At 63.9% G+C, this 24,960-nt stretch carries 18 protein-coding genes; 11 read left to right on the forward strand and 7 right to left on the reverse strand.

The genetic code is table 11. The annotated features are described in order from the left end of the window. Positions 1-3: 3 nt before the first annotated feature. Positions 4-1,920, reverse strand: coding sequence for a molecular chaperone DnaK (gene dnaK, locus AC0L3L_RS22410; RefSeq protein ID WP_123147317.1), 1,917 nt, complete (start codon positions 1,918-1,920; stop codon positions 4-6). Positions 1,921-2,507: 587 nt separating this feature from the next. Between dnaK and AC0L3L_RS22415 the strand changes: the two genes are divergently transcribed. The 5 genes from AC0L3L_RS22415 to AC0L3L_RS22435 all read left to right on the forward strand — a co-directional run bounded on the left by AC0L3L_RS22415 (position 2,508) and on the right by AC0L3L_RS22435 (position 12,470). Continuing rightward, positions 2,508-4,451 (forward strand): hypothetical protein, encoded by a 1,944-nt coding sequence (locus AC0L3L_RS22415; RefSeq protein WP_473639127.1) that lies wholly within the window; start codon positions 2,508-2,510, stop codon positions 4,449-4,451. Between the two features lie 45 nt (positions 4,452-4,496). Then, positions 4,497-7,880: a DUF7929 domain-containing protein gene (locus AC0L3L_RS22420; RefSeq protein ID WP_473639128.1), complete on the forward strand. Its 3,384-nt coding sequence runs from the start codon at positions 4,497-4,499 to the stop codon at positions 7,878-7,880. Between the two features lie 165 nt (positions 7,881-8,045). After that, positions 8,046-10,004 carry an EB domain-containing protein gene (locus AC0L3L_RS22425; protein ID WP_473639129.1) on the forward strand — a complete coding sequence of 653 codons (1,959 nt, stop codon included), beginning with the start codon at positions 8,046-8,048 and terminating at the stop codon, positions 10,002-10,004. A gap of 245 nt (positions 10,005-10,249) precedes the next feature. After that, positions 10,250-10,927: a ribulose-phosphate 3-epimerase gene (rpe, locus tag AC0L3L_RS22430; protein ID WP_473485658.1), complete on the forward strand. Its 678-nt coding sequence runs from the start codon at positions 10,250-10,252 to the stop codon at positions 10,925-10,927. 163 nt (positions 10,928-11,090) lie between these two features. Next, positions 11,091-12,470 (forward strand): malonyl-CoA decarboxylase, encoded by a 1,380-nt coding sequence (locus AC0L3L_RS22435; RefSeq protein WP_473639130.1) that lies wholly within the window; start codon positions 11,091-11,093, stop codon positions 12,468-12,470. 42 nt (positions 12,471-12,512) lie between these two features. Here the strand turns inward: AC0L3L_RS22435 and nagA are convergent, their stop codons facing one another. The 4 genes from nagA to AC0L3L_RS22455 are packed head-to-tail and all read right to left on the reverse strand — an operon-like array spanning position 12,513 to position 16,376. Further along, a complete protein-coding gene (gene nagA / locus AC0L3L_RS22440) occupies positions 12,513-13,691 on the reverse strand; it encodes an N-acetylglucosamine-6-phosphate deacetylase (RefSeq protein ID WP_473529326.1) in 1,179 nt (392 codons plus the stop codon). Next, a complete protein-coding gene (locus tag AC0L3L_RS22445; RefSeq protein ID WP_473639131.1) occupies positions 13,688-14,719 on the reverse strand; it encodes an SIS domain-containing protein in 1,032 nt (343 codons plus the stop codon). The genes nagA and AC0L3L_RS22445 overlap by 4 nt, the downstream gene beginning before the upstream one ends. Next, complete coding sequence (locus AC0L3L_RS22450) at positions 14,716-15,498, reverse strand: GntR family transcriptional regulator (protein WP_473639132.1); 783 nt, start codon at positions 15,496-15,498, stop codon at positions 14,716-14,718. The genes AC0L3L_RS22445 and AC0L3L_RS22450 overlap by 4 nt, the downstream gene beginning before the upstream one ends. Beyond that, the gene (locus AC0L3L_RS22455; protein WP_473639133.1) at positions 15,495-16,376 is read right to left on the reverse strand and encodes a glucosamine kinase nucleotide-binding domain-containing protein; all 882 of its coding nucleotides are present in this window, start codon (positions 16,374-16,376) and stop codon (positions 15,495-15,497) included. Before AC0L3L_RS22455 ends, AC0L3L_RS22450 begins: the two co-directional genes overlap by 4 nt. A gap of 200 nt (positions 16,377-16,576) precedes the next feature. On the opposite strand from AC0L3L_RS22455, the gene AC0L3L_RS22460 reads away from it, so the two are divergent. The 6 genes from AC0L3L_RS22460 to AC0L3L_RS22485 all read left to right on the forward strand — a co-directional run bounded on the left by AC0L3L_RS22460 (position 16,577) and on the right by AC0L3L_RS22485 (position 22,896). Further along, positions 16,577-17,533 carry an N-acetylmuramic acid 6-phosphate etherase gene (locus AC0L3L_RS22460; protein ID WP_473639134.1) on the forward strand — a complete coding sequence of 319 codons (957 nt, stop codon included), beginning with the start codon at positions 16,577-16,579 and terminating at the stop codon, positions 17,531-17,533. A gap of 2 nt (positions 17,534-17,535) precedes the next feature. Beyond that, positions 17,536-18,795, forward strand: a complete 1,260-nt coding sequence (locus AC0L3L_RS22465; RefSeq protein ID WP_473639135.1) for an ABC transporter substrate-binding protein — start codon at positions 17,536-17,538, stop codon at positions 18,793-18,795. 241 nt (positions 18,796-19,036) lie between these two features. Further along, on the forward strand, positions 19,037-19,960 hold the full coding sequence (locus tag AC0L3L_RS22470) for a carbohydrate ABC transporter permease (RefSeq protein ID WP_473485651.1): 924 nt from the start codon (positions 19,037-19,039) through the stop codon (positions 19,958-19,960). An 8-nt stretch (positions 19,961-19,968) separates the two neighbouring features. Next, positions 19,969-20,808: a carbohydrate ABC transporter permease gene (locus tag AC0L3L_RS22475; RefSeq protein ID WP_254017701.1), complete on the forward strand. Its 840-nt coding sequence runs from the start codon at positions 19,969-19,971 to the stop codon at positions 20,806-20,808. Beyond that, positions 20,805-21,866, forward strand: coding sequence for a Gfo/Idh/MocA family protein (locus AC0L3L_RS22480; protein WP_473639136.1), 1,062 nt, complete (start codon positions 20,805-20,807; stop codon positions 21,864-21,866). Before AC0L3L_RS22475 ends, AC0L3L_RS22480 begins: the two co-directional genes overlap by 4 nt. Before the next feature lie 31 nt (positions 21,867-21,897). Then, positions 21,898-22,896: an ABC transporter ATP-binding protein gene (locus AC0L3L_RS22485; RefSeq protein WP_123146060.1), complete on the forward strand. Its 999-nt coding sequence runs from the start codon at positions 21,898-21,900 to the stop codon at positions 22,894-22,896. Between the two features lie 167 nt (positions 22,897-23,063). Here the strand turns inward: AC0L3L_RS22485 and AC0L3L_RS22490 are convergent, their stop codons facing one another. Then, positions 23,064-23,909, reverse strand: coding sequence for a fumarylacetoacetate hydrolase family protein (locus tag AC0L3L_RS22490; RefSeq protein ID WP_473639137.1), 846 nt, complete (start codon positions 23,907-23,909; stop codon positions 23,064-23,066). Between the two features lie 167 nt (positions 23,910-24,076). After that, complete coding sequence (locus AC0L3L_RS22495) at positions 24,077-24,808, reverse strand: SDR family oxidoreductase (protein ID WP_473529319.1); 732 nt, start codon at positions 24,806-24,808, stop codon at positions 24,077-24,079. Positions 24,809-24,960 lie beyond the last annotated feature (152 nt).

Genomic DNA, 24,960 nt, shown 5'->3' on the forward strand with positions numbered 1-24,960 from the left:
CGCTCAGGCCGACTTCTTCTTGTCGTCGTCCTCGTTGATTTCCTCGAAATCGGCATCGACCACGTCGCTGTCCTTGGCGGCATCCGCCTTGGCGTCAGCCTCCGCGGCTTCCTTCTGCGAAGCCTCGTACATGGCCTGGCCGAGCTTCATCGAGGTTTCTGCGAGCGCCTGGGTCTTGGCTTCGATCTCGGCCGTGTCGTCGCCTTCGGCAGCGGTCTTCAGCGCCGCGATCGCATCGGCGATCGCCGTGCGATCGGCCTCGGAAACCTTCTCGCCATATTCCTTCAGCGACTTCTCCGAGGAATGCACCAGCGCCTCGGCCTGGTTGCGGGCCTCGACCAGCGCGCGCCGCTTCTTGTCGGCCTCGGCATTGGCTTCGGCGTCCTTCACCATCTTCTCGATGTCGGCGTCCGAAAGGCCGCCAGACGCCTGGATGCGGATCTGGTGCTCCTTGCCGGTGCCCTTGTCCTTGGCCGAGACATTGACGATGCCGTTGGCGTCGATGTCGAAAGTGACCTCGATCTGCGGCACGCCACGCGGCGCCGGCGGAATGCCGACCAGGTCGAACTGGCCGAGCGCCTTGTTGTCGGCGGCCATTTCACGCTCGCCCTGGAAGACGCGGATAGTCACGGCCGACTGTGAATCCTCGGCCGTCGAGAACACCTGGCTCTTCTTGGTCGGGATCGTCGTGTTGCGCTCGATCAGCCGCGTGAACACACCACCCAGCGTCTCGATGCCGAGCGACAGCGGCGTCACGTCGAGCAGCAGCACGTCCTTGACGTCGCCCTGCAGCACGCCGGCCTGGATGGCGGCGCCCAATGCGACGACCTCATCCGGGTTGACGCCCTTGTGCGGCTCCTTGCCGAAGAACTGCTTCACGATCTCCTGGATCTTGGGCATGCGGGTCATGCCGCCGACCAGGACGACCTCGTCGATTTCGCCGGCTTTCAGACCGGCATCCTTGAGCGCCGCCTTGCAGGGATCGATCGTGCGCTGGACGAGATCCTCGACCAGGCTCTCGAACTTCGCCCGCGTCAGCTTCAGCGTCAGGTGCTTGGGACCGGTGGCATCGGCGGTGATGAAGGGCAGGTTGATCTCGGTCTGCGTCGTCGACGACAGCTCGATCTTGGCCTTTTCGGCCGCTTCCTTGAGGCGCTGAAGGGCGAGCTTGTCGCTCCGCAGGTCGATGCCCTGTTCCTTCTTGAACTCGGCCGCCAGATATTCGACCAGACGCATGTCGAAGTCCTCGCCGCCGAGGAAGGTGTCGCCATTGGTCGACTTCACCTCGAAGACGCCGTCGCCGATTTCGAGCACCGAAATGTCGAAGGTGCCGCCGCCAAGGTCATAGACGGCAATGGTCTTGCCTTCCTTCTTGTCGAGGCCATAGGCAAGCGCGGCCGCGGTCGGCTCGTTGATGATGCGCAGCACTTCGAGGCCGGCGATCTTGCCGGCATCCTTGGTTGCCTGGCGCTGGGCGTCGTTAAAATAGGCTGGAACGGTGATGACCGCCTTCTCGACCTTCTCGCCGAGATAGGCTTCCGCCGTTTCCTTCATCTTCTGCAGGATCATCGCCGAGATCTGGCTGGGTGACTGCTTCTTGCCGCCGGCCTCGACCCAGGCGTCGCCATTGTCGCCCTTGACGATCTTGTAGGGGACAAGCTTCTTGTCTTTTTCCGTCACCGGATCGTCATAGCGGCGGCCGATCAGGCGCTTGACCGCGAAGATGGTATTTTCAGGATTGGTGACTGCCTGGCGCTTGGCCGGCTGGCCGACGAGGCGCTCGCCATCGCTGTTTATGGCGACGATGGAAGGGGTCGTGCGCGCGCCTTCCGCATTCTCGATCACCTTCGATTCCTTGCCATCCATGATGGCGACACAAGAGTTGGTGGTCCCCAGATCGATACCGATTACTTTTGCCATTTTTCTAATCTCTCCGCTAAGCAGGCTCTCAGGACCCGTACAGGCGTTCCGGCGAAAGCCCCTGTTCACAAGAAATTCCGCTTCGGCAACCGGCATTCCGGCGTCGAACGGCTTGGCGCGTATATAAGAACAGGCTGCGCGGCGCGCAAGCATTCTGCGCAAGGCGTCCAACATCCTTTTCTCGGGCCGGCCGGTTGTTCTCCGGCCATGGCTCCCCTGAACCTTTCCGCGTCCGTTCGCGACTGACACCAAGGTGCGCCGCATGGTGCGGCCCTGGAAAGGAAAGCCCCATGACTGGAAATCCAGAGCCTCCGCAGTCTCCGGGAACTCAGCGCGACCACCATTTGTGGGATGGAGCCGATATGCCAGGCCTTCCGCTGATTCCGTTGACCCCGCGTAGGTGCCGGCATATCGTGACTACGAGGAAAGCAGACAATTCGATCAGGGAAAAACGTGCCGGAACGCCGCGTCTTGCCCTGATTTGCGCGGAAATGCCGGATGTTTCTCCCGTAGCCCGCGGGGGGAACTCCATGTCTGGCGACCACGGCGCGTTCGTGCGCACTCGTGCTGGCCGTTCGCGTTGTGCGATGCAACAAACCAGTGGCTTTCTGGCGCTGGCGCTCGCCACCACCCTGTGGTTTGGCGGTGCCGCCCAGGCGCAGCAAACGCAGATCATCTATCCAGGCTCGATGGCGGTGACCGGATTTTCCGGCACCGTCATTCCCGATTTCGAACAGGATCCCACTCTCGAAGAAGGCCCCAAATTCGAAGAGGGCCTCCCGCCCGGCGTCGACCCTGTCGACGAAACCTTCATCGACACGACGCGCGCAACCTTGCGCGTTTTCGATGTTTCAAGCCTAGGCGGGCCGGCCTCCGGCCAGCTCATCTTCACGCCGCCGCCCTTCGAAGTGGCGGCCGGGCAGATCGGCCAGGTGTTCGCCATCACCTATGACGACGGTGTCCGCGACGGCGCTCCCTCAGGCATTCCGAACCTCTATGCCGGCGCCACCTCGTTGCACGGCATCCGCATCGTCACGTCAGACGAAGATGCGGACGGTCGTCCCGAGCGGCAGCGTCGCGGTGCTGCCGGCGCCACCTTCATGGACGGCCAATTCGGCACCGAGAACGGTGGCGGACCGGGCACGATCTGGAAGATCGACGGCATCACCGGCCAAGTGAGCAAATTCGCCGACATCGACACCAACAGCGGTCCCGGCATCGGCGACGTCACCTTCGACACCATCCACCGCCAGCTCTTCGCCAGCGACCTCGACACCGGTCTCATCCATCGCATCGATGCCAACGGCGCCCTGGTCGACATGTTCGACCACGGCATTGCCGGGCGTCCGGCGCACCAGTTGGCCCCGCTTGCCGACGATGGGACGGGGATGGACATCGAAGACGCTGCCTTCGACAGCGAAGACCCCGACAGCTGGGGCTACACGCAGGATGAGCGCCGCGTCTGGTCCGTCGCCTATCATGGCGGCCGACTCTATTATTCGGTTGGTGAAAAGGCCGAGATCTGGTCGGTGGGCGTTGCCCGCGACGGCAGATTTGCCGGCGACCCGCGCTGGGAGCTGACGGTCAAGGCCGACAAGGACCACGCCGTCACCGACATCGCTTTCGATATCAGCGGCTTCATGTACCTGGCCCAGCGCGGCCCGGTGGAAAGCCGCTACGACTACAGCCAGTTCGCCGATTCCGGCAAAGGAGAGGTCATCCGCTATTGGCGCGAAAACCCGGACGATCCGGCGACGGAATCAATCTGGGTGGAAATGCCGCAGGACTATCCGGTCGGTTTCCCGCAAGACAACCGGCAGTCGGCCGGCGGCCTCGACCTGCAATATGGCTATGGCGCCGACGGCAATCTCGACGCGAGCGTCTGCACCGAAACGCTGGTCAAGACCGGCGACAAATTGCGCAACAATCCGGCGCTTGCCGAACAGCTCGCCGGCGGCGGGCCGCTCGCCTTGCACGGCGTGCAAATCACGCCGGCGGCATTGGTCAAGCCGGCCAACGTGCCCCCCTTCGGCTCGTGGTTCGTCGACTTCGACGGTTATTTCGAGGACCCCGAGGTTGAAGGTCATGTCGGCGACGTCGAGGTCTGGCACCCCTGCGAAGGCCGTGCCGGCTACTACGAGCAGATACCGGGCGGCGGTTACCTGCCACCTTTCTATCCGCCTGATTTTCCGCCGCCCGGCGGCGTGCCTCCTTGCCTCGACCTTGAGGATGTCAGGTATTTCTGCACGCCCTCCGGTCTCGAGGCCGAACTCTATCTCCGCGACCCTGCCGGCTTTGGCGGCGATTCGATCAAGGCTCTGTCCAGGACATCAGGCGTCGGCGTGACTTCACCCCTCTCGCATGCTCCCGGCGCGCGCCACACGATCGGCATCACCGGCCATTATCCTGGCGACACGATCGATGTCGGGCTCTGCTTCTACAGGCAGTCCGACCGCGAGAAGGGCGGCTACTTCCCTTGCTGCAAGATGACCGTGTCGCTCAGAACCCCAGCCGTCAGCTGCGAACGTTGAGGAGGGGAAGGTGAGCATTTCAGCATTTCCCCGCTTGCGACGAGCATGAAACCGCTGTCACTCGCCAGGCGCAGCGCGCGCTGGCTGATGGCGGCCGGGATCGCGGTTGCCATGCTGGCCCCGGCGCAAGGCTTCGCCCAGGACCTTGTTCCGGCCCAGACCAGCCAGGTCGACCTCGACAAGCCCGCCGATCCCGGTCCGCTCGTAACCGCCAGTCCGGATTTCGGACTCGACCTGGACAATCCGCGCATCGTCAATCCGCGGCCCGGCCGGGTTGTGCCTTTCTTCACCAAGAAAGGCAGGCAACGAGGCTGCGACTTTGTCGTATATTCGCTGAGCTTTGGCCTGCGCGGCAACCCGCAAGCTTTTGCCAGCCCGAGCCTCGCGGCCGCGCTGGAAAAGGTCAAGATCGACTTCAAGGACCAGCTTCCGAATGGCCTGCGGATCGTCGGCGTGCATGTGTCCGGCGACGGCACGGATGCGTCCGGCGGACCGCTGCCCGGGGCCTCGATCAGCACGGCGGCAAATCCCAACGACACGGCTGATGTTTCCGATTTCCGGCTCTCCGCCTCCGATCTTGATGGCGTCGGCGCTCCGAACGAGCGCGTCATTGCCTTGCAGATCACCGCCAGGATCGACCATGCGGCGTTTGCCTCGCCGGCGATCGTCGACAATCAGGGCATGATCAAGCTGACGGTCGGACCCGGCACCGGGACCATCATCCCGTCGCAGGATCCGGCCAAGCCGGACGACGGCAATTTCCTCACCGGCGAAAAAACCTCGATCAAGATCGACTTGACCAAATGCAACCCGCCGCCTCCACCTCCCGGCGACCGGGAATGCTTCAAGGTGGAACGCGGCACGGTCGATTGCGTACCCGGCGGCGGCGCCTTCATCTACCACATGCCGGTCGGCGCCGAGATGGGCGGCAAATGGGTGCAACTTTCGACGACGACACCCGGCATCACCGTCATCCCCGACACGCAATTGGTGCCGGCGGGCGGCGGTGTGCTCGACTGGGAGATCGTCGGTGCCTCACCTGGCGAGGTCATCCACCTCATCGTCACCGGAATCGAAACCTATGCCGGCCCGGAAGAGGGCTGGGGCCTGTGCTGCACGCAGACGATCGAAATCGTCATTCCGCGCGACCAGAGGTGTCCGCCCAAGGACAGGGAGCCGGATCTGAAAGTCGAAAAACGCGCCGACGTTCCGCGTTGCACGATGGGTGGCGACTGCGACTTCACCATCAGGGTCACCAATGTCGGCGACGGGCCGTATCACGGCAAGATCGTTATCGACGAAGTAACGCTGCCGGCCGGCTGCACTCTCGATTCAGGACCGAATGCGCCCTGGGCCTGTGCGCCGGCGGCCACCCCGATGATGTGCACCCATCCAGTGACCACGCTCAACCCGGGTGCCTCCGTCGACCTCAAGCTCGGCTTCAAGCCGGCCGGAGGTTGGAAGGGCCGCATCTTGCGCAACTGCGCCGCCTATAATTATGGGGCCAGCGGCAAGCCGCTGTTCGGCAGCCAGCAAAACGACCGCGGCTGCGCCTCGATCCCGATCTGCCGGCGTGGCGACCGTGACCGCGACTGCCGGCCGCCGGTGGAAAAGAATGTCGATCTGATCCTGAAGAAACGTGCCCGCACCCCGGTCTGCACGGCCGATGGCGTCTGCACCTTCGTGATCGACATCATCAACAACGGCAGCGTCCTCTATGACGGGCCGCTGACGGTCACCGACACCTATCCGGGCGGCGCGCCGGCATCGTCGAGCTTCGGCCCAACCCCGCCCTGGACATGCGGACCGAACGGCCCCGGCCAGTTCCGTTGCGACAATGCCGGCATCGTGCTCTCGCCGGGCGCCTCGACGCCGATTTTCGTCAAGGCGGTGATGCCGGCCGGCTATCGCCCGGACACCGTCGAGAACTGCGCCGAGGTGAAGGCCATCCCCGGCGAGAGCGACCTCACGAACAACCGCGCCTGCGCCAAGCAACGCATCCGTGATGGCGGCAAGCCGGCCCTGCGCATCACCAAGCTGTGCAGCGGCTCGCTGGCCGGCGCTGCGGCCATCACCTGCCGCATCACCGTCATCAGCACCGGCACCACTGCTCCCACCGGTCCGGTGCGGGTCAGCGATGCCGCCACGCTGGTGGTCGGAGGCGCCCCCGTCCCGATCCAGACTATCACCCCTGACGGCGCGGAATGGGCGTGCGGACCGGTTCCAGCCAATGCGCTGTCGTGCCAGATTCCCGGCGCCATCATGACGCCCGGAACCAGCCGCCACTTCGATGTGACGATTGCCGGCAATGGCGTGTTCGAGAACTGCGCGCGCGGCTTCTACGGCCCGGCGCCAGGAGACGACATCGTCTATCCGATCGGTAGGGCCTGCGCCAAGGGTGGCGGCGCATCGACCATCCGTGTCGAGAAGACCGGCGATGCCGAGTGCCGGATGGGCCAGCCTTGCTCATTCGAGATCACCATCGCGAATGATGGGCAAAACGCCTTGTCCGGTCCGGTTCGCATCGGTGATGCGATCGGCGTCGAAGGCCTTGGCCGGCTGGAAGGCGTTGCGATCACCTCGATCGACCCGCCCTTCGGCTGCGCGCCGGAACCGGCGACCTTGCCTGCGTCCTGCATCGCCAACCTGACGCTCGGCGCCGAGGAAAGCCACGTTCACCGTGTAACCGTGATCATTCCCGACGACGGCCACCTGGCCGATCTGCAGGGCACCGTCAGCGGCCAGAACTGCGTCGGCGTGCTGTCTCCCGAAACGCCGGTGCGAGGTGCGGGCGACGTGCTCTCCCGCGACCTGACCAGCATGCAGGGCGATCGCGGCAAGGCCTATGCCTGCCATCCCTTCACCATCAGGCATGAGGTGAAGAAGGGGTGCTCGGCAGGCCTCGTCATGAACGACGCCGGCCGGTGTGTCTGCCCGGAAGGCACAACCTTCCGCAATGGCCAGTGCTCGTCCGGTGGCGGCACGGTCATCATACCGAAGCCGAAGGAGCGCTGCCTGCTGCTCAAGGGCCAGATCCGTACCCAGGATGGTGATTGCATCTGCCCGAGAGGGACGGAACTAAGGGGCGACGCCTGCCGGCCGATCCGGAAAAAGCCGCCCCTAGTGGAACAGTGCAAGCTGCTGCGCGGCCAGATCCGCACCAAGAACGGCGCCTGTGTCTGCCCGCGCGGGACCGAGGTGATCAGAGGGGCATGCCGCAGGCCGCAGGTGGAGTGTGCGCCTGGCTCACGGCTGATCAACGGCCGGTGCCAGCCGATCGTCAAGCGGCGCTGTCCGGTCGGGACAGTCGGACAGTATCCGGACTGCGCTCGGATTCGCAGGGCGCCGACGCTGCAGATCAATCCGAACCTGTTGCTGAACCCGAACATCCTACAGCAGCCGAGGCGCAGGCCGCGGGCTCTCCAGTAGGGACCCGGCGCGCAACAGTCCGTCACATTGGACCGCAATACCAAGACCTCGCGGGAGCAATCCGGCAGGGTTTTTCGTTGGTCGGACGTGTTTCAGCCGCTGCGTGAACCTAATCGCTGCAGTCGGCGACAAACTCCCTGAAGGAACATTTCAGGGAGAGAGAAGATGTCTTCAACCAAGCATATTTTTCGCAACACGGCGGCGACCGTCGCCCTGATCGCAGCCGCGCTCGCCACCACACCGGCCTTCGCCAAGCAGGCGAACATCAAGTCAATGTCGTTCAACACCGAAAGCGCCAACACGACGATCCATGTCGGCTCCAGCGACAAGCAAAAATGGGACACGCTTAAGAGCGGCAACGTCCAGTTCTGGGGCCACATGAAGCTCAACACATGGTGGCCAGGTTATGTGCAGGATGTCGGCGTGGCGCTCGGCGTTTGTGGACCGGGCCAGTGCGGCGCGTTTCCGCCGATCTGGAGCACGTCACCTGTCAGCCGCGACTACGATCATCAGGAAAATTTCTACTTCGATCCCTCCATAATACCGCTGTCGTCGGACACCGGTATCGCCGTCGTGCCTTACGGCGACCAGATCATTGCCAGGTGCAACCAGCACCTCCAGCCCGATGGGCCGACAAAGTCTTACTCGTTCACGCACAGCTTCCATGCGAGCTTCTCGGCACTGACCGACACGGCGCTCGATATGGACAATGCGGTCAGCGAGGCCCAGGGCGGCAGCTGGCCCCATCCGCTGTACGACTCGCACTATGCCGAGCACGTATCGTTCGACGTCCAGGTTGTCTGCGACCCCGTCATCAAGCCGCCGGTTCAGGACGTCGCCAATGATTTCGGCGAATTCGACGTGGGCAACGTCAAGCTGTTCCTGACCACCTACCAGTCGAACCAGACCGGCTCGACGCTCGGTACGGTCTGCCCGTCGTTGAAGGTCACGAGCCGGGCGCAGGCTAACCAGGCCGGGCCTGTGTCGATGCGCATCTGGCGCCAGAAGAACGACGGGCCGATCACCTCCGAGGTGCAGCAGGCGTGGGCGTCATACGACGCTACCAAGAATGGCTATTTCGGCACCTACGAGAAATGGGAGGATGTCGGCGCCACCGCCTACTTCCAATACAAGACCGAGATCATCGGCATCGGTCCGTTCGAACCATTTGACGGCTGGAAGGACATCACCGTCCATTGCACCGGCGCGGGCGGGGGCGGCTTCACCGACGCACGTCAGGACAACCCCGAAAACCCGCCGGCGCATTCGGACTGGCAGGGAGAGGTCACTGTCTCGGACAGCGCTGGCTTCAAAAAACTCTGCCCACGCAAGGGTCAGGTGGCGTTCCAAGTTGAGCGCGATGCGCCGGGTGCGTTTCACTACCGCATCAGCTGCTCGAACGGCGCATTCTTCACCGGCACGACGGCCGCCTTCAACGATGGCGGTGTGTTCAAGGCGAGTGCCGCACACGAGCTCAGCATCGTCAGAACCCGCTCGATCCAGTGCACCCTGCAGGAGATCAAGCAGAACGGTTCGATCGCCACCGTCGACAACAGCAGCGAGGATTTTACCTGTATCAAGCGCAATTTTGATCCGAATGGCGATGGTCTGGCGGTCGATACGCGACCCAATCCCGGCAAACCGCAACTTCCGCCGGTCGTCATCGATGCCGGCCGCACATGCCTGCCGAGCCAGAGGCTGATCCGTGGCAAATGCGTCGACAGGCCGCTCGTGGCTGCCTGCCGCAGCACCGAAAAGCGTGTCAACGGCAAGTGCGTTGGGGTCAGCATCCACTGCCTGCCCGGTTACCATCAGGTCGGCCTGAAATGCGTGCGCAATGCAGTGATCGCCGACAGGTGCAAGCGCAACGAACAACGCATCGACGGGAGATGCGTGCGCAATACCCCCATCATTATCGACTGCAAGCGCGGCTATCATCTGGTCGGCAAGGCATGCGTTAAGAACCCGCTGATCATCACCGCCTGCCGGGCAACCGAAAAACTGGTGCGTGGACACTGCGTGCCCAAGCAACCTGTGAAAAAGCCCAATCTGCAAAAAGTGAAGCAAGGCAGCGGCAGGGTCTTACTGCCACGACTGGCCAGGCCGCGGCATCCGGTGAACTGAAATCGCGACGCTTGAACAGGGAGAGAGGTGGCCGACGCTGCCTCTCTCCTTTGTGCAACAACCCATCTTTGTGCAACAGCCACCGGCGCCGGATTCCTGTCGACAAGCGGCGCTGAGACGATTAGAGCGACGTCAAAGTACGCGTCTCAAGGCTTTGAATCTTCGCTTCGTGCTTTCCGCAAATTGGATTCCGATTATCGGGCCGATGCGGTAGGCGAAGGCGGGCTCAAGAACGGGAAGCGAACATGGCTCACAAGATCCTGATCGCGCCATCTTTGCTGGCGTCGGATTTTTCGAAGCTCGGCGACGAGGTCGAGGCGGTAGCGGCGGCCGGCGCCGACTGGATCCATCTCGACGTCATGGACGGGCACTTCGTGCCCAACATCACCTTCGGTCCGCCGGTGATCAAGGCGATCCGCAACCGCACCAAGGCCTTCTTCGACTGCCATCTGATGATCGCGCCGGCCGATCCCTATCTGGAGGCCTTCGCCGAAGCCGGCTGCGACGGCATGACGGTGCATGCCGAGGCCGGGCCGCATCTCGACCGTTCGCTGCAGACGATCAGGGACCTCGGCAAGAAGGCCGGCGTGTCGCTCAACCCGGCGACGCCGGAAACGGCGATCGAATATGTGCTCGACCGGCTCGATCTGATCCTTATCATGACCGTCAATCCGGGTTTTGGCGGCCAGGCCTTCATTCCGGGGGTCGTCGACAAGGTGAAGCGGGTGAAAGCGCTGATCGGCAATCGGCCGATCCGGATCGAGATCGACGGCGGCATCTCGCCGCAAACAGCACCTTTGGTCACCGCCGCCGGCGCCAGCGTGCTGGTCGCCGGTGCATCCATCTTCAAGGGCGGCAGCGTCGAAGCCTATCGGGCGAACATCGAGGCGATCAGGACAGCGGCCGACCAGGCGGCCGGTTGACGCTGCCGGCGTCGTTACCAGAACGCGCCGTCTCTTCAGCCGGTCAGGAATTCGTTGGCCGACGCCGGTGCGCTTGTGCTCGTGACATGCGGCCCCATATGCTCTGTCTCACCCTCATGCCTCTCCGGACCCTCCCGCAGGCTCCTCTTCGACGGTCGGATTGATGAACCGCAGCCCTTTCTTCGCTGATTTGCTGAACACCATCGCCGATCGCGGCCGGATGATGCTGAACCTCGTGCGCGGTGACGAGCCGGTCTCGGCCGACAGCCTGGGGCGTCTGTGCGCCCGTCTGCTTTCCAGCCAGGGCGAGGCATCGGGTGTCGCCTATGCAAGGGAAATCCTGGAGCGCTGGCGCATCCTCGGCGCCGACGGAAGGCTGGCTTTCCTGCATGTGCTGCGCGATCGTTTCGGCACTGATCACGCCAGGCTTGCCGCCGCGGTGGATGCCTATCGCGCCGAGCCCGACGATCGCTCGGCACTTGCCCTGCACGACGCCGCCGAGCCGGCCAGGCAGGAGCTCCTGCGCCGCCTGAACCTGGCGCCCGGCGGCATCGAGACGCTGGTGCGCATGCGCGAGGATCTGCTTGCCCGGCTGCCCACATCGCCCGATCTCGCCATCGTCGATGCCGATTTCACGCACCTCCTGTCGTCGTGGTTCAACCGCGGCTTCCTGGTGCTGCGGCGGATCGACTGGTCGACACCGGCCAACATATTGGAAAAAATCATCCGCTATGAGGCGGTGCACGCCATCCACACCTGGGACGATCTGCGCCGCCGGATCGAACCCGACGACCGGCTCTGCTATGCGTTCTTTCATCCGCAGCTCGGCGACGAGCCGCTGATCTTCGTCGAGGTCGCGCTCACCCGGGCGATGCCGACGACGATCGCCGAGCTGCTTGCCGACGAGCGGCCGCTGGTGCAGCCACGGCAGGCCACGACAGCGGTGTTCTATTCCATCTCCAACTGCCAGGAGGGCTTACGCGGCATTTCCTTCGGCAATTTTCTGATCAAGCAGGTGGTCGAGGATCTGCGCCGCGACCTTCCCGGCTTGACCGATTTCGTCACGCTGTCCCCGGTGCCGGGCTTTGCCCGTTGGCTGGCTGAGCAGACTGAAACCATACCCTCCGCCGCCGAAGTGTTAGACCTCGTCGCCGACGAGGGCTGGCATGCGGACGCTGCCGCGCGCGACCGCGTAGGCCAGGCCCTGCTTCCTCTTGCGGCGCAGTATTTCCTCGAAGCCCGCACCGCCTCCGGCAAGGTGATCGACCCGGTCGCCCGGTTCCATCTCGGCAATGGCGCGCGGCTGGAGCGCATCGATCTTTTCGGCGACCTGTCGCTCCGCGCCTTGCGTCAGGCGCATGGCCTGATGGTCAATTATCGCTACAAGCTTGACGATATAGAGAAGAACCACGAGCTGTTCGCCGCCAGGAACGATGTGGCGGCCGCGCCCGCCGTGCGCCGCCTGCTGCCGAACCGGCGAGACCGGGCCGCGCCGCGGCTTCCGGCGCAAGCTCAGGGGATTGAGGACAAGAGGGACATATGAGCAACCCACCCGCTTCAGGCTGCGGGCCGAACAGCTGATACCTTAGGCGCCCCTTGCGACACCGGCCTCGAAAACCCTGTCGCCTTCTATCCAGACGCCCTTGACGTCCAATTCGTCCGACAGCGCAACGATATCGGCGGAGGTGCCGTTGGCGAACCGCCCGAGCCGGTGCGACTGGCCGATCGCCTGCGCCGGATAGAGCGAAGCCATGCGCAGCGCCTCCGAAAGCTCCAGTCCGACAACTCGGTGGACGAAGCGCACGGCGGAGATCATGTCGAGATCGGCGCCCGCCAGCGTCCCGTCGGCAAGCCGCAGGCTGCCGTCCTTGCGATAGATGGTGCGGCCGTTCAGCGTGAACGAGGTCATATCGGTGCCGATCGTCGCCATGGCGTCGGTGACCAGGAAAATTTTTGCCGGGCCCTGCTTGGCGCGCAGCGCGATGGCCATGGTGGCGGGATCGACATGGATGCCGTCAGCGATGATGCCGGCAAACAATGTGGCTGTATCGATGGCGGCACCCGCCAGACCCGGCTCACGATTGCCGATCTGGCTCATTGCGTTGAACAGATGGGTGACCATTGTTGCGCCGGCATCGGCGAACGCGCGCGCCTTGGCATAGCCGGTGTCGGAATGGCCGAGGCTGACCACGATGCCGGCCTCGACGAGCGCCGAAACGCGCACGGTGTCGACGGATTCCGGCGCGATCGTGGTCAGCAGCACTGGCAGGTTTTTCCGCGCCGCAATCAGCATCGCCTGGTCGGCATCTGACATTGGCCGGATCAGCGCCGGGTCATGCGCACCCTTGCGGGCGACCGATAGATGCGGGCCTTCGAGATGCAGACCCAAAAAGCCCGGCACCTTCTGCTGCGCGGCCTCCGCTCCGGCGGCGACCGCGGCGGCGGTGATCTCAGGCGTGTCGGTGATCAGCGTCGGCAACAGTGCCGTCGTGCCGAAAGGCGCATGCGCCCGGCAGATGGCTTCGATCGAGGCGACGTCGGGATGATCGTTGAGCATGACGCCACCGCCGCCATTGACCTGCAGGTCGATGAAGCCCGGCGCAAGCATGCCGCCGTCGATCTCGATACGCGCAACGCCGGATGGAACGGCGCCGGCGGCAACGATGGCCTCGACCAAACCGTCGCGGACGACTAGGGCGGCGTTATCGTGCCAGTCGTCGCCGTCGAAAATCCGGGCGCCAGTCAGGGCAAAACGGTCGCTCATATGGTTTCCGTCACCTTGCGAAGATGGGGCGGCGTGTCCGGATCGAGACCGCGATGACGGGCAAAGGCCTCGACGAAGCCATAGAAGGACACGATCAGCGCCAGTGGGTCGGTCAACGGATGGCCGGTGGCGACATGCGTCAGGTGCTGAGCGCTTTTCGCCTGGTCCGAAGTCACGAAGACGGCCGCACCCTTGGCCGCCAGGCTGTCGGCGGCCTCTGCGATCGATGGCTCGGAAGCATCGCGGGCGGCGAGCGCCAGCACCGGAAAATCCGGCCCGACCAGTGCCAGCGGGCCATGCATCACTTCGGCAGCACTATAGGCCTCGGCATGCATGGCGCAGGTTTCCTTGAACTTCAGCGCCGCTTCATTGGCGATCGCAGCGGACGGACCGCGACCGAGGATGAACAGCGATTTCGGCGTCTCCAACGCACCGGCCAGCGCCATCCAGTCGCAGGCGATCGCCTTGCGAAAATGCTCCGGCAAGCGGGCAAGTGCTGCCAGAAGCTTATCGTCGCCGGTGCTATGCGCCATCAAGCCGAGGCCGGCGACAGCCGAATTGACGAAGGTCTTGGTCGCCGCAACGCTGCGTTCCGGGCCGGCCAGGATGTCGATCGCATAATCGGAGGCGCGCGCCAGCGGCGAATCGGCGGTGTTGGTGATGGCGACGGTCAGGGCACCGCCGGCTCTCGCGGTTTGCGCCATGGCGACAATGTCCGGGCTCTTGCCCGATTGCGAGATCGCCAGGCAGGCTGAGCCGGCCAGCTTGAGCTTGGCGCCGTAGATCGAAGCGATCGACGGGCCGACCGACGCAACAGCAAGGCCGGCGGTCAGCTCGACGGCATATTTCATGAAGGTGGCGGCATGGTCGGACGAGCCGCGCGCCACGGTGACGACGAACTGCGGATCGCGCTCGCGGATGCCGCGCCCGGCCTCGGTCAGCACCGCTGCCGAGCCGTCGAGCAGGCGTGCGGTCGCCTCCGGGATCTCCTCGATCTCGCGCCGCATATGGGTAATTGTCGCGCTCATGGCCGGCCCTCTTCGCCCGGCCCGCTCAGCCGGAGTTCGGCGACGAAATCATAGGCGTCGCCCCTGTAGATCGAGCGGGTGAATTCGATCACCTTGCCGCTCGCCAGATAGGAAATACGCTCGATGTGCAGGGCGGCAATGCCAGGCGGCACTTCGAGCAGGCGCGCGTCGTCGTCACCGAGATTGGCGGCGGAAATGCGCTGCACCGCCCGCACCGGCCGCAGCCCCGTCGTTTCCAGCGCCGCGTAGAGCGACGAACCGATCGCCGCCGGGTCGGGCAGCACGCTGGCCGAGAGGGCGGCGCGCTCGATCGCCAGCGGCGTGTCGTTGGCAATGCGCAGGCGCGCCACCCGCGCCACCAGTTCGTTCGACGACAGGCCGAGCACCATCATCTCGTCCGGCGAGGGCGCGTAGAGGCCGCGGTCGAGCCAGGCCGAACGCACAGCCATGCCGCGCCGCGCCATGTCCTCAGTGAAGGATGTCAGCCGCGACAGCGACTGCTCGACGCGTTCCATTCGCGGCGCGACGAAGGTGCCGGAGCCGTGGCGTTGGACGAGGATGCCGCCCTTGACCAGATCCTGCACCGCCTTGCGCACGGTGACGCGCGAAATGTCGGCTTTGCTGGCGATGTCGCGCTCGGACGGCAGCGCGTCGCCCGGCCCGATCAGGCCGCGATTGACCGCGTCCTCGATGCTCTTCCTGAGCTGCAGATAGAGTGGCGCGCCGCTTTGCGACGACTGTTTCAGCGTGGCGAAAATCTGGTCGGCGGCCTCGCTCATCGCGTTGCCTCCGCCGCTTTGGCGAAGACACGGACCGCCATCTGCACCGCGCCGCCCAGCGCATCGTCGAGCGGCGGCTTCAGCAGCGCCCGGTAGCGCGACGACAGGCGCGGCGCGTAAAACGGCGCCAGCCCGCCAAGCAGGCAGAGCGGATCGTCGTCGCCGAGATCGAGCACGCCAAGTGCTGCCTCGACGTCGGCGACCGCCTTGTCGAGGATCCAGTTGGCGACGGCGTCGCCCTTTTCGGCATGGTCGAACACCTTTGGCGCGAAGCCGCCGAAATCGCCGGGTTTTGCGTTGGTGGTGAACTCGACCAAATCCTCGGGATTGTCGCGGAAGATGGCGAGCATGGCCTGCGTCAGCGGCGACCCCTGGCGGATGCCGTCATAGGCAAGCAGCGTCTGTTCGAGCAGGTCGCGGCCGATGCGGGCGCCGCTGCCCTGGTCGCCGACCTGGAAACCCCAGCCGCCGATGGCGCGCGACTTGCCTTGTCTGCGCGCCATATAGGCGGTGCCGGTGCCGAGGATGGCCATGGCACCGTCACCGGAGCCGACCGCGCCTTCCAGCGCGATCTCGGCGTCGGTCTCGACGCGGCTGATGCTGAACGGCAGGATCGCTTCGAGCTGCTGCCTGTAGGTGCCGACATTGGCGCCGGCGAGGCCGAGGATGGCCGGGGTCTGCGGGATCAGTTCGGGGTCTTGTCCGGCGGCGACAAAGGCCTGCCGCGCCGCGTCGACGATGTTGGCCCTGGCGCCGGTTAGATCGGTGCGGATGTTGGCGGCGCCGCTCTTGGCGCGGCCAATGACGGTGCCGTCCGCTGTTGCAAGGGCCGCCCTGCAGCTGGTGCCGCCGCCATCGATGCCAAGCACGAATTTCACACGATTTCTCCTCCGGGCGGATAATACCAATAAAATACCAATAGCCAAGGATTAATTTCCGTTTCAAAAAGATTAAGGCGTAGTTGATTGAAAAACCACCATATTTTGCCTGAACGGCGATTTCAGGGCAGGGAAGTCGCTAATGCGTGTGGACAAGTGGTATTTTTTTGGTATTGTTTTCTGGATTGGAGGGAAAGCGGATGGCCGAAACGCGCACCGAAGCGCTTCACCAGAATGCCGAGGGGCTGGACATCCAGGCTCCGGACGCAATCCTTTCCTCTTTGGCCAGCGCGCAGATCGAGGCCGCCAAGGCGGTGCGCGGCGCCATTCCCGCCATTGCCAAGGCAGCCGAAATCATCGCCAGCCGGCTGAACAGCGGCGGCAAGCTCGCTTACGCGGCGGCCGGCAGCTCGGGCCTGATGGCGCTGGCCGATGCGCTGGAACTGCCGGGTACCTTCGGCATTCAGCGCGACCGTATCGCCATCCTGATCGCCGGCGGCGACGATGCCTTCAAGACACTGGCCGGAGGGCCGGAGGACGACACCGAAGAAGCCTCGGCGGCGGTTGCCGCTGCCGGCATCGGCGAGGGCGACTGCCTGATCGCGGTCTCGGCCAGCGGCTCGACGCCCTATGCGGTCACGGCGATCGAGGACGCCAGGCGCCGGGGTGCGGCGACCATCGCCATCGCCAACAACAAGGATGCGCCGCTGCTTCGGCTGGCCGATATCGCCATATTGCTCGAAACGCCGCCGGAGCTGATCGCCGGCTCGACGCGCATGGGCGCCGGGACCGCCCAGAAGATCGCGCTCAACATGCTGTCGACGCTGGCCGCCATCCATCTTGGCCATGTCCATGACGGCTATATGGTCAACCTCATGGCTGACAACATCAAGCTGCGCGACCGCGCAACACGCATCGTCGCCGTCATCAGCGGACGCGACAAGGAGGATGCGGCGCGCCTGCTCGAAAAGAGCGGCGGCGCCGTCAAGACCGCCATTCTCCTCGCCGCCGGCGCCGCCAATGCCGATGCGGCCGAGAAGATACTGGAAGGGACCGGCCAGAAGCTGCGCCCGGCCCTTTCCGCGATTGAGGGGAGCATGAGGCAGAAAGCCTCTGTTCTCAAAACCGAACCTGAAAAAGGTCAACAGGGAGACTGAGCATGACAACGAAACTACTGACGGCACTGCTTCTCGGCACCAGCATTCTCGGCTCCGCCGGAATGGCCTATGCCCAGGACGTAACGCTCAACATCGAAAGCTGGCGCGGCGACGACCTTGCCATCTGGAAGGACAAGCTGATCCCGGCTTTTGAAGCCAAGAACCCCGGCATCAAGGTGGTGTTCGCGCCGTCGGCACCGACCGAATATGACGCCGCACTCGGCGCCAAGCTCGCCGCCGGCTCGGCCGGCGACCTGATCACCTGCCGCCCGTTCGACAAGTCGCTGGAACTTTTCAAGAAGGGCAACCTCGCCAATCTGTCGGCGCTGCCGGGCATGGAGAATTTTTCCGACGTCGCCAAGGCCGCCTGGCAGACCGACGACGGCAAGGCGACCTTCTGCGTGCCGATGGCTTCGGTCATCCACGGCTTCATCTACAACAAGGACGCCTTCGACCAGCTCGGCATCAAGGTGCCGACCACCAATGAGGAGTTCTACGCCGCGCTCGACAAGATCAAGGCCGACGGCACCTACATCCCGATGGCGATGGGCACCAAGGACCTCTGGGAAGCCGCGACCATGGGCTACCAGAACATCGGCCCGAACTATTGGAAGGGCGAGGAAGGCCGCACCGCGCTGATCAAGGGCGAGCAAAAACTGACCGACCCGCAGTGGGTCGCGCCCTTTGCCGAACTCGCCAAATGGAAGCCCTATCTCGGCGACGGCTTTGAGGCACAGACCTATCCGGACAGCCAGAACCTGTTCACGCTTGGCCGCGCCGCCATCTACCCTGCCGGCTCGTGGGAGATCGCGCTGTTCAACACCCAAGCCCAGTTCAAGATGGGCGCCTTCCCGCCGCCGGTGCAGAAGGCCGGCGACACCTGCTACATCTCCGACCACACCGATATCGGCATGGGTCTGAATGCGGCGTCGAAGAATGCCGATGCAGCCAAGACCTTCCTGTCCTGGGTCGCCTCGCCGGACTTCGCCACTATCTACGCCAACGCGCTGCCGGGCTTCTTCAGCCTGAACAACACGCCGGTGAAGATGGAAGACCCGCTGGCCCAGGAATTCGTCTCCTGGCGCGACAAGTGCAAGTCGACGATCCGCTCGACCTACCAGATCCTGGGGCGCGGCACGCCGAACCTCGAGAACGAGACCTGGGTTGAATCGGCCAACGTCATCAACGGCACCGTCACGCCGGAAGCTGCCGCAAAGAAGCTGCAGGACGGCCTCGACAGCTGGTATAAGCCGGCGAAGTAAGAGCGCGGCGGACAGCTATCTCCCCCCTCGAGGGGGAGATGTCGCCGGAGGCGACAGAGGGGGTCGGTTGAGGGAGGCCGCGGCTTCGTCGTTGCCGGAAGGCGCGATCGAAAACACGATGGCGCACTGCTCGGGCGACCCCACCCGCCTCGCTTCGCGAGGCACCCTCCCCTCGAGGGGGAGGGAGGCGCCGCGCCCTTTGGCGGCAATTGCAAGAACCTGATCGGCGGGGACCGAACGCATGGCCGCAGCACCGAAACGACCGTTCCGCTGGCACATCGGCGTCTTTCTGGCGCCGGCAGTGCTGGTCTATACGGCGATCATGATCCTGCCGCTGGCCGGCACGCTGCAGCTCTCCTTGTTCCGCAACATAGACCAGTCCCAAGTCTTCGTGGGACTGGCAAACTTCCGCACGCTGTTCGGCGATCCTAACTGGTCCGTGGGTTTCTGGAATGCGCTGAGGAACAATGTCTGGTTCTTCATCATTCATATGCTGGTGCAGAACCCGATCGGCGTCCTTTTGGCGGCGCTTCTCTCAAGCCCGCGGTTGAGATTCTCCGCCTTCTACCGGACAGCCATCTTCGTGCCGACGATCCTGTCCTTCGTCATCGTCGGCTTCGCCTGGAAGCTGATCCTGTCGCCGCTATGGGGCGTGGCGCCAAACCTTATGGATCTTGTCGGCCTGAAAAGTCTGTTCACACCGTGGCTGGGCAAGGAGCAATATGCGCTGACCACACTCAGCCTGATCTCGGTGTGGCAGTTCATCGGCATTCCGATGATGCTGATCTATGCGGCGCTGCTGTCGATCCCCGACGAGGTGATCGAAGCGGCCGAATGCGACGGCATCACCGGCATGTCGCAGTTCTGGAAGATCAAGCTGCCGCTGATCCTGCCGTCGATCGGCATCATCTCGATCCTGACCTTCGTCGGCAATTTCAACGCCTTCGACCTGATCTACACCGCGCAAGGCGCGCTGGCCGGGCCGAATTATTCGACCGATATCCTCGGCACCTTCCTTTACCGCGCCTTCTTCGGTTTCCAGCTGCAAATCGGCGATCCCAACATGGGCGCGGCGATCGCCACGATGATGTTCCTGATCATCCTTGGCGGCGTCTGCGTCTATCTCTTCCTCGTCCAGACGCGCCTGCGTCGCTACCAGTTCTGAGGCCCGAGATGAGCACGGCTACCCGCTCCCTGCCCCGCACCATCGGCGCCCATGCGGTGCTGTTGACCTACACGGTGATCGCGCTGTTTCCGGTGATCATCGTCATCATGAATTCGTTTAAGTCCCGCGCGGGCATCTTCGGCGCGCCGCTGACGCCGCCAACCCCGAAAACCTTCGACCTGATCGGCTACACCACCGTCATCGGCCAGGGCGACTTCATCCACTATTTCCAGAACAGCCTTGTCGTCACCGTCGCCTCGCTGTTCTTCGTGCTGCTGTTCGGTGCGATGGCCGCCTTCGCGCTGTCGGAATACCGCTTTCGCGGCAATTCGCTGATGGGGCTTTATCTGGCGCTCGGCATCATGATCCCGATCCGCCTCGGCACCGTCGCCATCCTGCAGCTGATGGTGGCGAGCGGACTGGTCAACACGCTGACGGCGCTGATCCTGGTTTATACGGCGCAAGGCCTGCCACTCGCCGTCTTCATCCTGTCGGAATTCATGAAACAGGTGTCCGACGATCTGAAGAATGCCGGACGCATCGACGGCCTGTCCGAATACACCATCTTCTTCCGGCTGGTGCTGCCGCTGGTCAGGCCATCAATGGCGACTGTCGCCGTCTTCACCATGATCCCGATCTGGAACGATCTGTGGTTTCCGCTGATCCTGGCGCCGTCGGAGGAAACCAAGACGGTGACGCTCGGCGCCCAGCTGTTCCTCGGCCAGTTCGTCACCAACTGGAACGCGATTCTGGCGGCGCTGTCGCTGGCGATCATGCCGGTGCTGATCCTCTACGTCATCTTCTCGCGGCAACTGATCCGCGGCATCACCTCGGGAGCGGTCAAGTGAGCTCGCAAAAACCCCTTCGCGTCGTCGTCGCCGGCCTCGGCAATATGGGCCGTAGCCATGCGCTGGCCTATCACACCAACCCGGGCTTCCAGATCGCCGCACTTGTCAACCGCTCGGATGTGCCGTTGCCGGCCGGGCTTTCCGGCTATGGCATCAGGCGTTCCTTCGACGAGGCGCTGCGCGACGAAAAACCCGATGTCGCCTGCATCGCCACCTATTCCGACAGCCATGCAGACTATGCGGTCAAGGCGTTCGAGGCCGGCTGCCACGTCTTTGTCGAAAAGCCGCTGGCGACGACGGTGGCGGATGCGGAACGCGTCGTCGCTGCGGCCAAGGCCAACGGCAAAAAACTGGTGATCGGCTACATCCTGCGCCATCACCCGTCCTGGATCAGGCTGATCGCCGAGGCGCGAAAACTGGGCGGTCCGTACGTGTTCCGCATGAACCTCAACCAGCAATCCTCAGGCCATAACTGGGAGACGCACAAGCAGTTGATGCAGACGACGTCGCCGATCGTCGATTGCGGCGTGCATTATCTCGACGTGATGCTGCAGATCACCGATGCCAGGCCGGTCGAGGTGCGCGGCATAGGGCTGAGGCTGACCGAGGAAATCGCGCCCTCGATGTACAATTACGGTCATCTGCAGGTGCTGTTCGATGACGGTTCGGTCGGCTGGTACGAGGCCGGCTGGGGGCCGATGATCTCGGAGACGGCGTTCTTCGTGAAGGACGTGATCTCGCCCAAGGGCTGCGTGTCGATCGTCATGAAAGAGGGTGTCAGATCCGACGACATCGACACCCATACCAAGACCTCGACCCTCCGCCTGCACAGCGCGGCGACCGGCGCGGACGGCAAGTTCGCCAAAGCGGATGAGATGCTGTCGATGGAAGGCGAACCCGGCCATCAGGATCTCTGCGACCGCGAACAGGTTTTTCTGCTCAAGGCGGTCCGCGAGGATATTGATCTTTCCCGCCACATGGACGACGCGGTGAAGTCGCTCGCCGTCTGCCTTGCCGCCGATGAGAGCGTGCGCAGCGGCGCCCCAATCAGACTCTAGACCAGTCAAACTCTAGAACAGGAACGAAGCCGTGGGCTCGCTGAACATCGAGAATGTGAAAAAAGCCTTCGGGCCGGTCGAGGTGCTGAAGGGCATCAACCTCGAAGTGACCGACGGCGAATTCGTCGTCTTCGTCGGCCCCTCCGGCTGCGGCAAGTCGACCTTGCTCAGGGTCATCGCCGGATTGGAGGATTCGACCTCGGGGCGTGTGGTCATCGACGGAGCGGACGTCTCCGCAACGCCGCCGGCCAAACGCGGCATCGCCATGGTGTTCCAGACCTATGCGCTCTACCCGCATCTGACGGTGAAGAACAATATGGGCCTCGGCCTCAAGCAGGCGGGCACGCCGGCGGCCGAGATCGACCGCCGCATCGGCATCGCCTCGTCGATGCTGTCGCTGGAGCCCTATCTCGCCAGGCGCCCGGCCGAGCTCTCCGGCGGCCAGCGCCAGCGCGTCGCCATCGGCCGCGCCGTGGTGCGTGAACCCAAGCTTTTTCTGTTCGACGAGCCGCTGTCCAATCTCGATGCCGCGCTGCGCGTCAACACCAGGCTGGAGATCGCGCAACTGCATCGCCGGCTGAAGGCGACGATGATCTATGTCACCCACGACCAGGTCGAGGCGATGACGCTGGCCGACAAGATCGTCGTGCTCAACGCGGGAAAGATCGAACAGATCGGTGGGCCGATGGAACTCTACAATTCGCCGGCGAATGAATTCGTCGCCGGCTTCATCGGCTCGCCGAAGATGAATTTCGTCGATGGCGCCAGGCTTGGCGAGACGGCCAGGACCATCGGCGTCCGTCCCGAGCACCTGACCGTCGATGCGAAATCCGGCGCCTGGAAAGGCACGGTCGTCCATGCCGAGCATCTCGGCGCCGACACCAACCTCTATCTCGACTGCGAGAAGGCCGGGCTGATCACCGTGCGCATCTTCGGCGTCTACAATGCCGAACCCGGTGCCACGCTCTACGCAACGCCGGATCCGGCAAGGACTTATCGGTTCGGAGCGGATGGCAAGGTGCTGAAGTAGGGTTGCGGCAAAGGTTGGCGCTGCCCCTCACCCTTACCCTCTCCCCGTATAGAGACGGGGAGAGGGGGGCGTCAGCGCTGCAGCTTCGTCCTTCTCCCCGCCACTATACGGGGAGAAGATGCCGGCAGGCAGATGAGGGGCGGCGCAAACTTGCCAAAGTGAAGCGCCTACTCGTCCGCCTTGAACGTCTGCCTCTGCATGCCCAGCCCTTCGATGCCGAGCTCGACGACGTCGCCGGGCTTCAGGAACACCGGCGGCTTCATGCCGAGGCCGACGCCGGGCGGCGTGCCGGTCGAGATGATGTCGCCCGGATGCAGCGACATGAACTGGCTGAGATAGGAGACGAGGTAGGCGACGCCATAGACCATGGTCTTGGTCGAGCCGTTCTGCATCGTCTTGCCGTTGACCTTCAGCCACATCGGAATGTTTTGCGGGTCCTTGACCTCGTCCTTGGTGACCAGCCACGGGCCGATCGGCCCGAACGTGTCGCAGGACTTGCCCTTGGTCCACTGGCCTTGCCGCTCTGCCTGGAAGGCGCGCTCGGAAACGTCGTGCGCGACGCAATAGCCGGCGACATAATCCAGCGCCTCGGCCTCGGTGACGTATTTGGCTTTTCTGCCGATGACCACGCCAAGCTCGACCTCCCAGTCGGTCTTGACCGAGCCGCGCGGGATCAGCACGTCGTCATCAGGCCCGACGATGGCCGAGCTTGCCTTCATGAAGATGATCGGCTCCGGCGGCACGATCGCGCCGGTCTCGGCGGCATGGTCGGAATAGTTCAGGCCGATGCAGATGAATTTGCCGGTGCCGGCGACGCAGGCGCCGATGCGCGGCTTGCCGGAAACTGCCGGCAGCGATTTCGGATCGAGCTTTGCCAACGTCTCGAGCGATGCCGGGTCGAGCGCCTTGCCGGCAATGTCGGTGACATGGGCGGAGAGGTCTCGGATTGTCCCATCCGCATCGAGCAGGCCGGGGCGTTCGCTCCCCGCCTCGCCATAGCGCAGCAGTTTCATAGAATTTTTCTCCCAGTTGCGACCAGAGGCCGTTTGCAAATTCGCTCCGCTGAGGCGAATGGCGTGGTTTCGAGAAACCGGAGCGGAGCGTACTTAAAGTACGAGAGCCTGGGCAAGCGCAGAAAACCGCGTCAGCGCCCGATGGATCAGAGTTTTCAAATGGCCTCTTAGATCGACCAGCCACCGTCGATATTATAAGCCTGTCCCGACGTATAGGTCGCACCGGCCAGATAGACGGCGAGATCGGCGATTTCCTCGGGCGTGCCGAGGCGGCCCATCGGCTGGCGGGCGATGAAGGCGGCGCGGGCAGCCTCGTAGTCGCCCTGCGCATGCATGCGGTCCTCCAGCGACGGGCTTTCGACCGTGCCCGGGCAGATGGCATTGCAGCGTATGCCCTTGCCGACATAGTCGGCGGCAACAGATTTGGTCAGGCCGATGACCGCAGCCTTGGTCAGCCCATAGACGAAGCGGTTGGGCACGCCCTTGGTCGAGCCGGCCAGCGACGCCATGTTGATGATCGAGCCGTCGCCGCGCTCCAGCATGCCGGGCAGCACGGCGCGGATGGTACGGATCATCGAGCGGACGTTGAGGTCATAGGCAAAGTCGAGATCGGCGTCCTTCATCTCGAGGATCGAGCCGGAGTGGACGAAGCCGGCGCAGTTGAACAGCACATCGACGGCGCCGATCTCGGCGAAGGCGGTTTCAACCGCCTCGTCGTTCAGCACGTCGAGCTTGCGGGTCTTGATGCCAGCAGTCTTGCCAAGTTCGGCGAGCATCACCTCGTTGATGTCGGTGGCGTGGACAACAGCGCCCGCCCTGGCGAAAGCCAGGGCGCTCGCCCGGCCGATGCCCTGCGCCGCCGCCGTGACGACAACGATCTTGCCTGCCAGATCCGCCATGCTTTTCTCCTCTGTGGCCGCCCGGCTTTTACCGGCCCGCGGCCAAGGCGCAATGTGCCAGATAGGCACTATCATGCCTCCTGTATTGCTGTTCGCTTAGGGGCAAATGTTTTTTCTCGGTAAAGAACATCTTTTGGCCCGTCAAGCCCGGA

The sequence above is a fragment of the Mesorhizobium sp. WSM4849 genome (genome assembly GCF_055811385.1).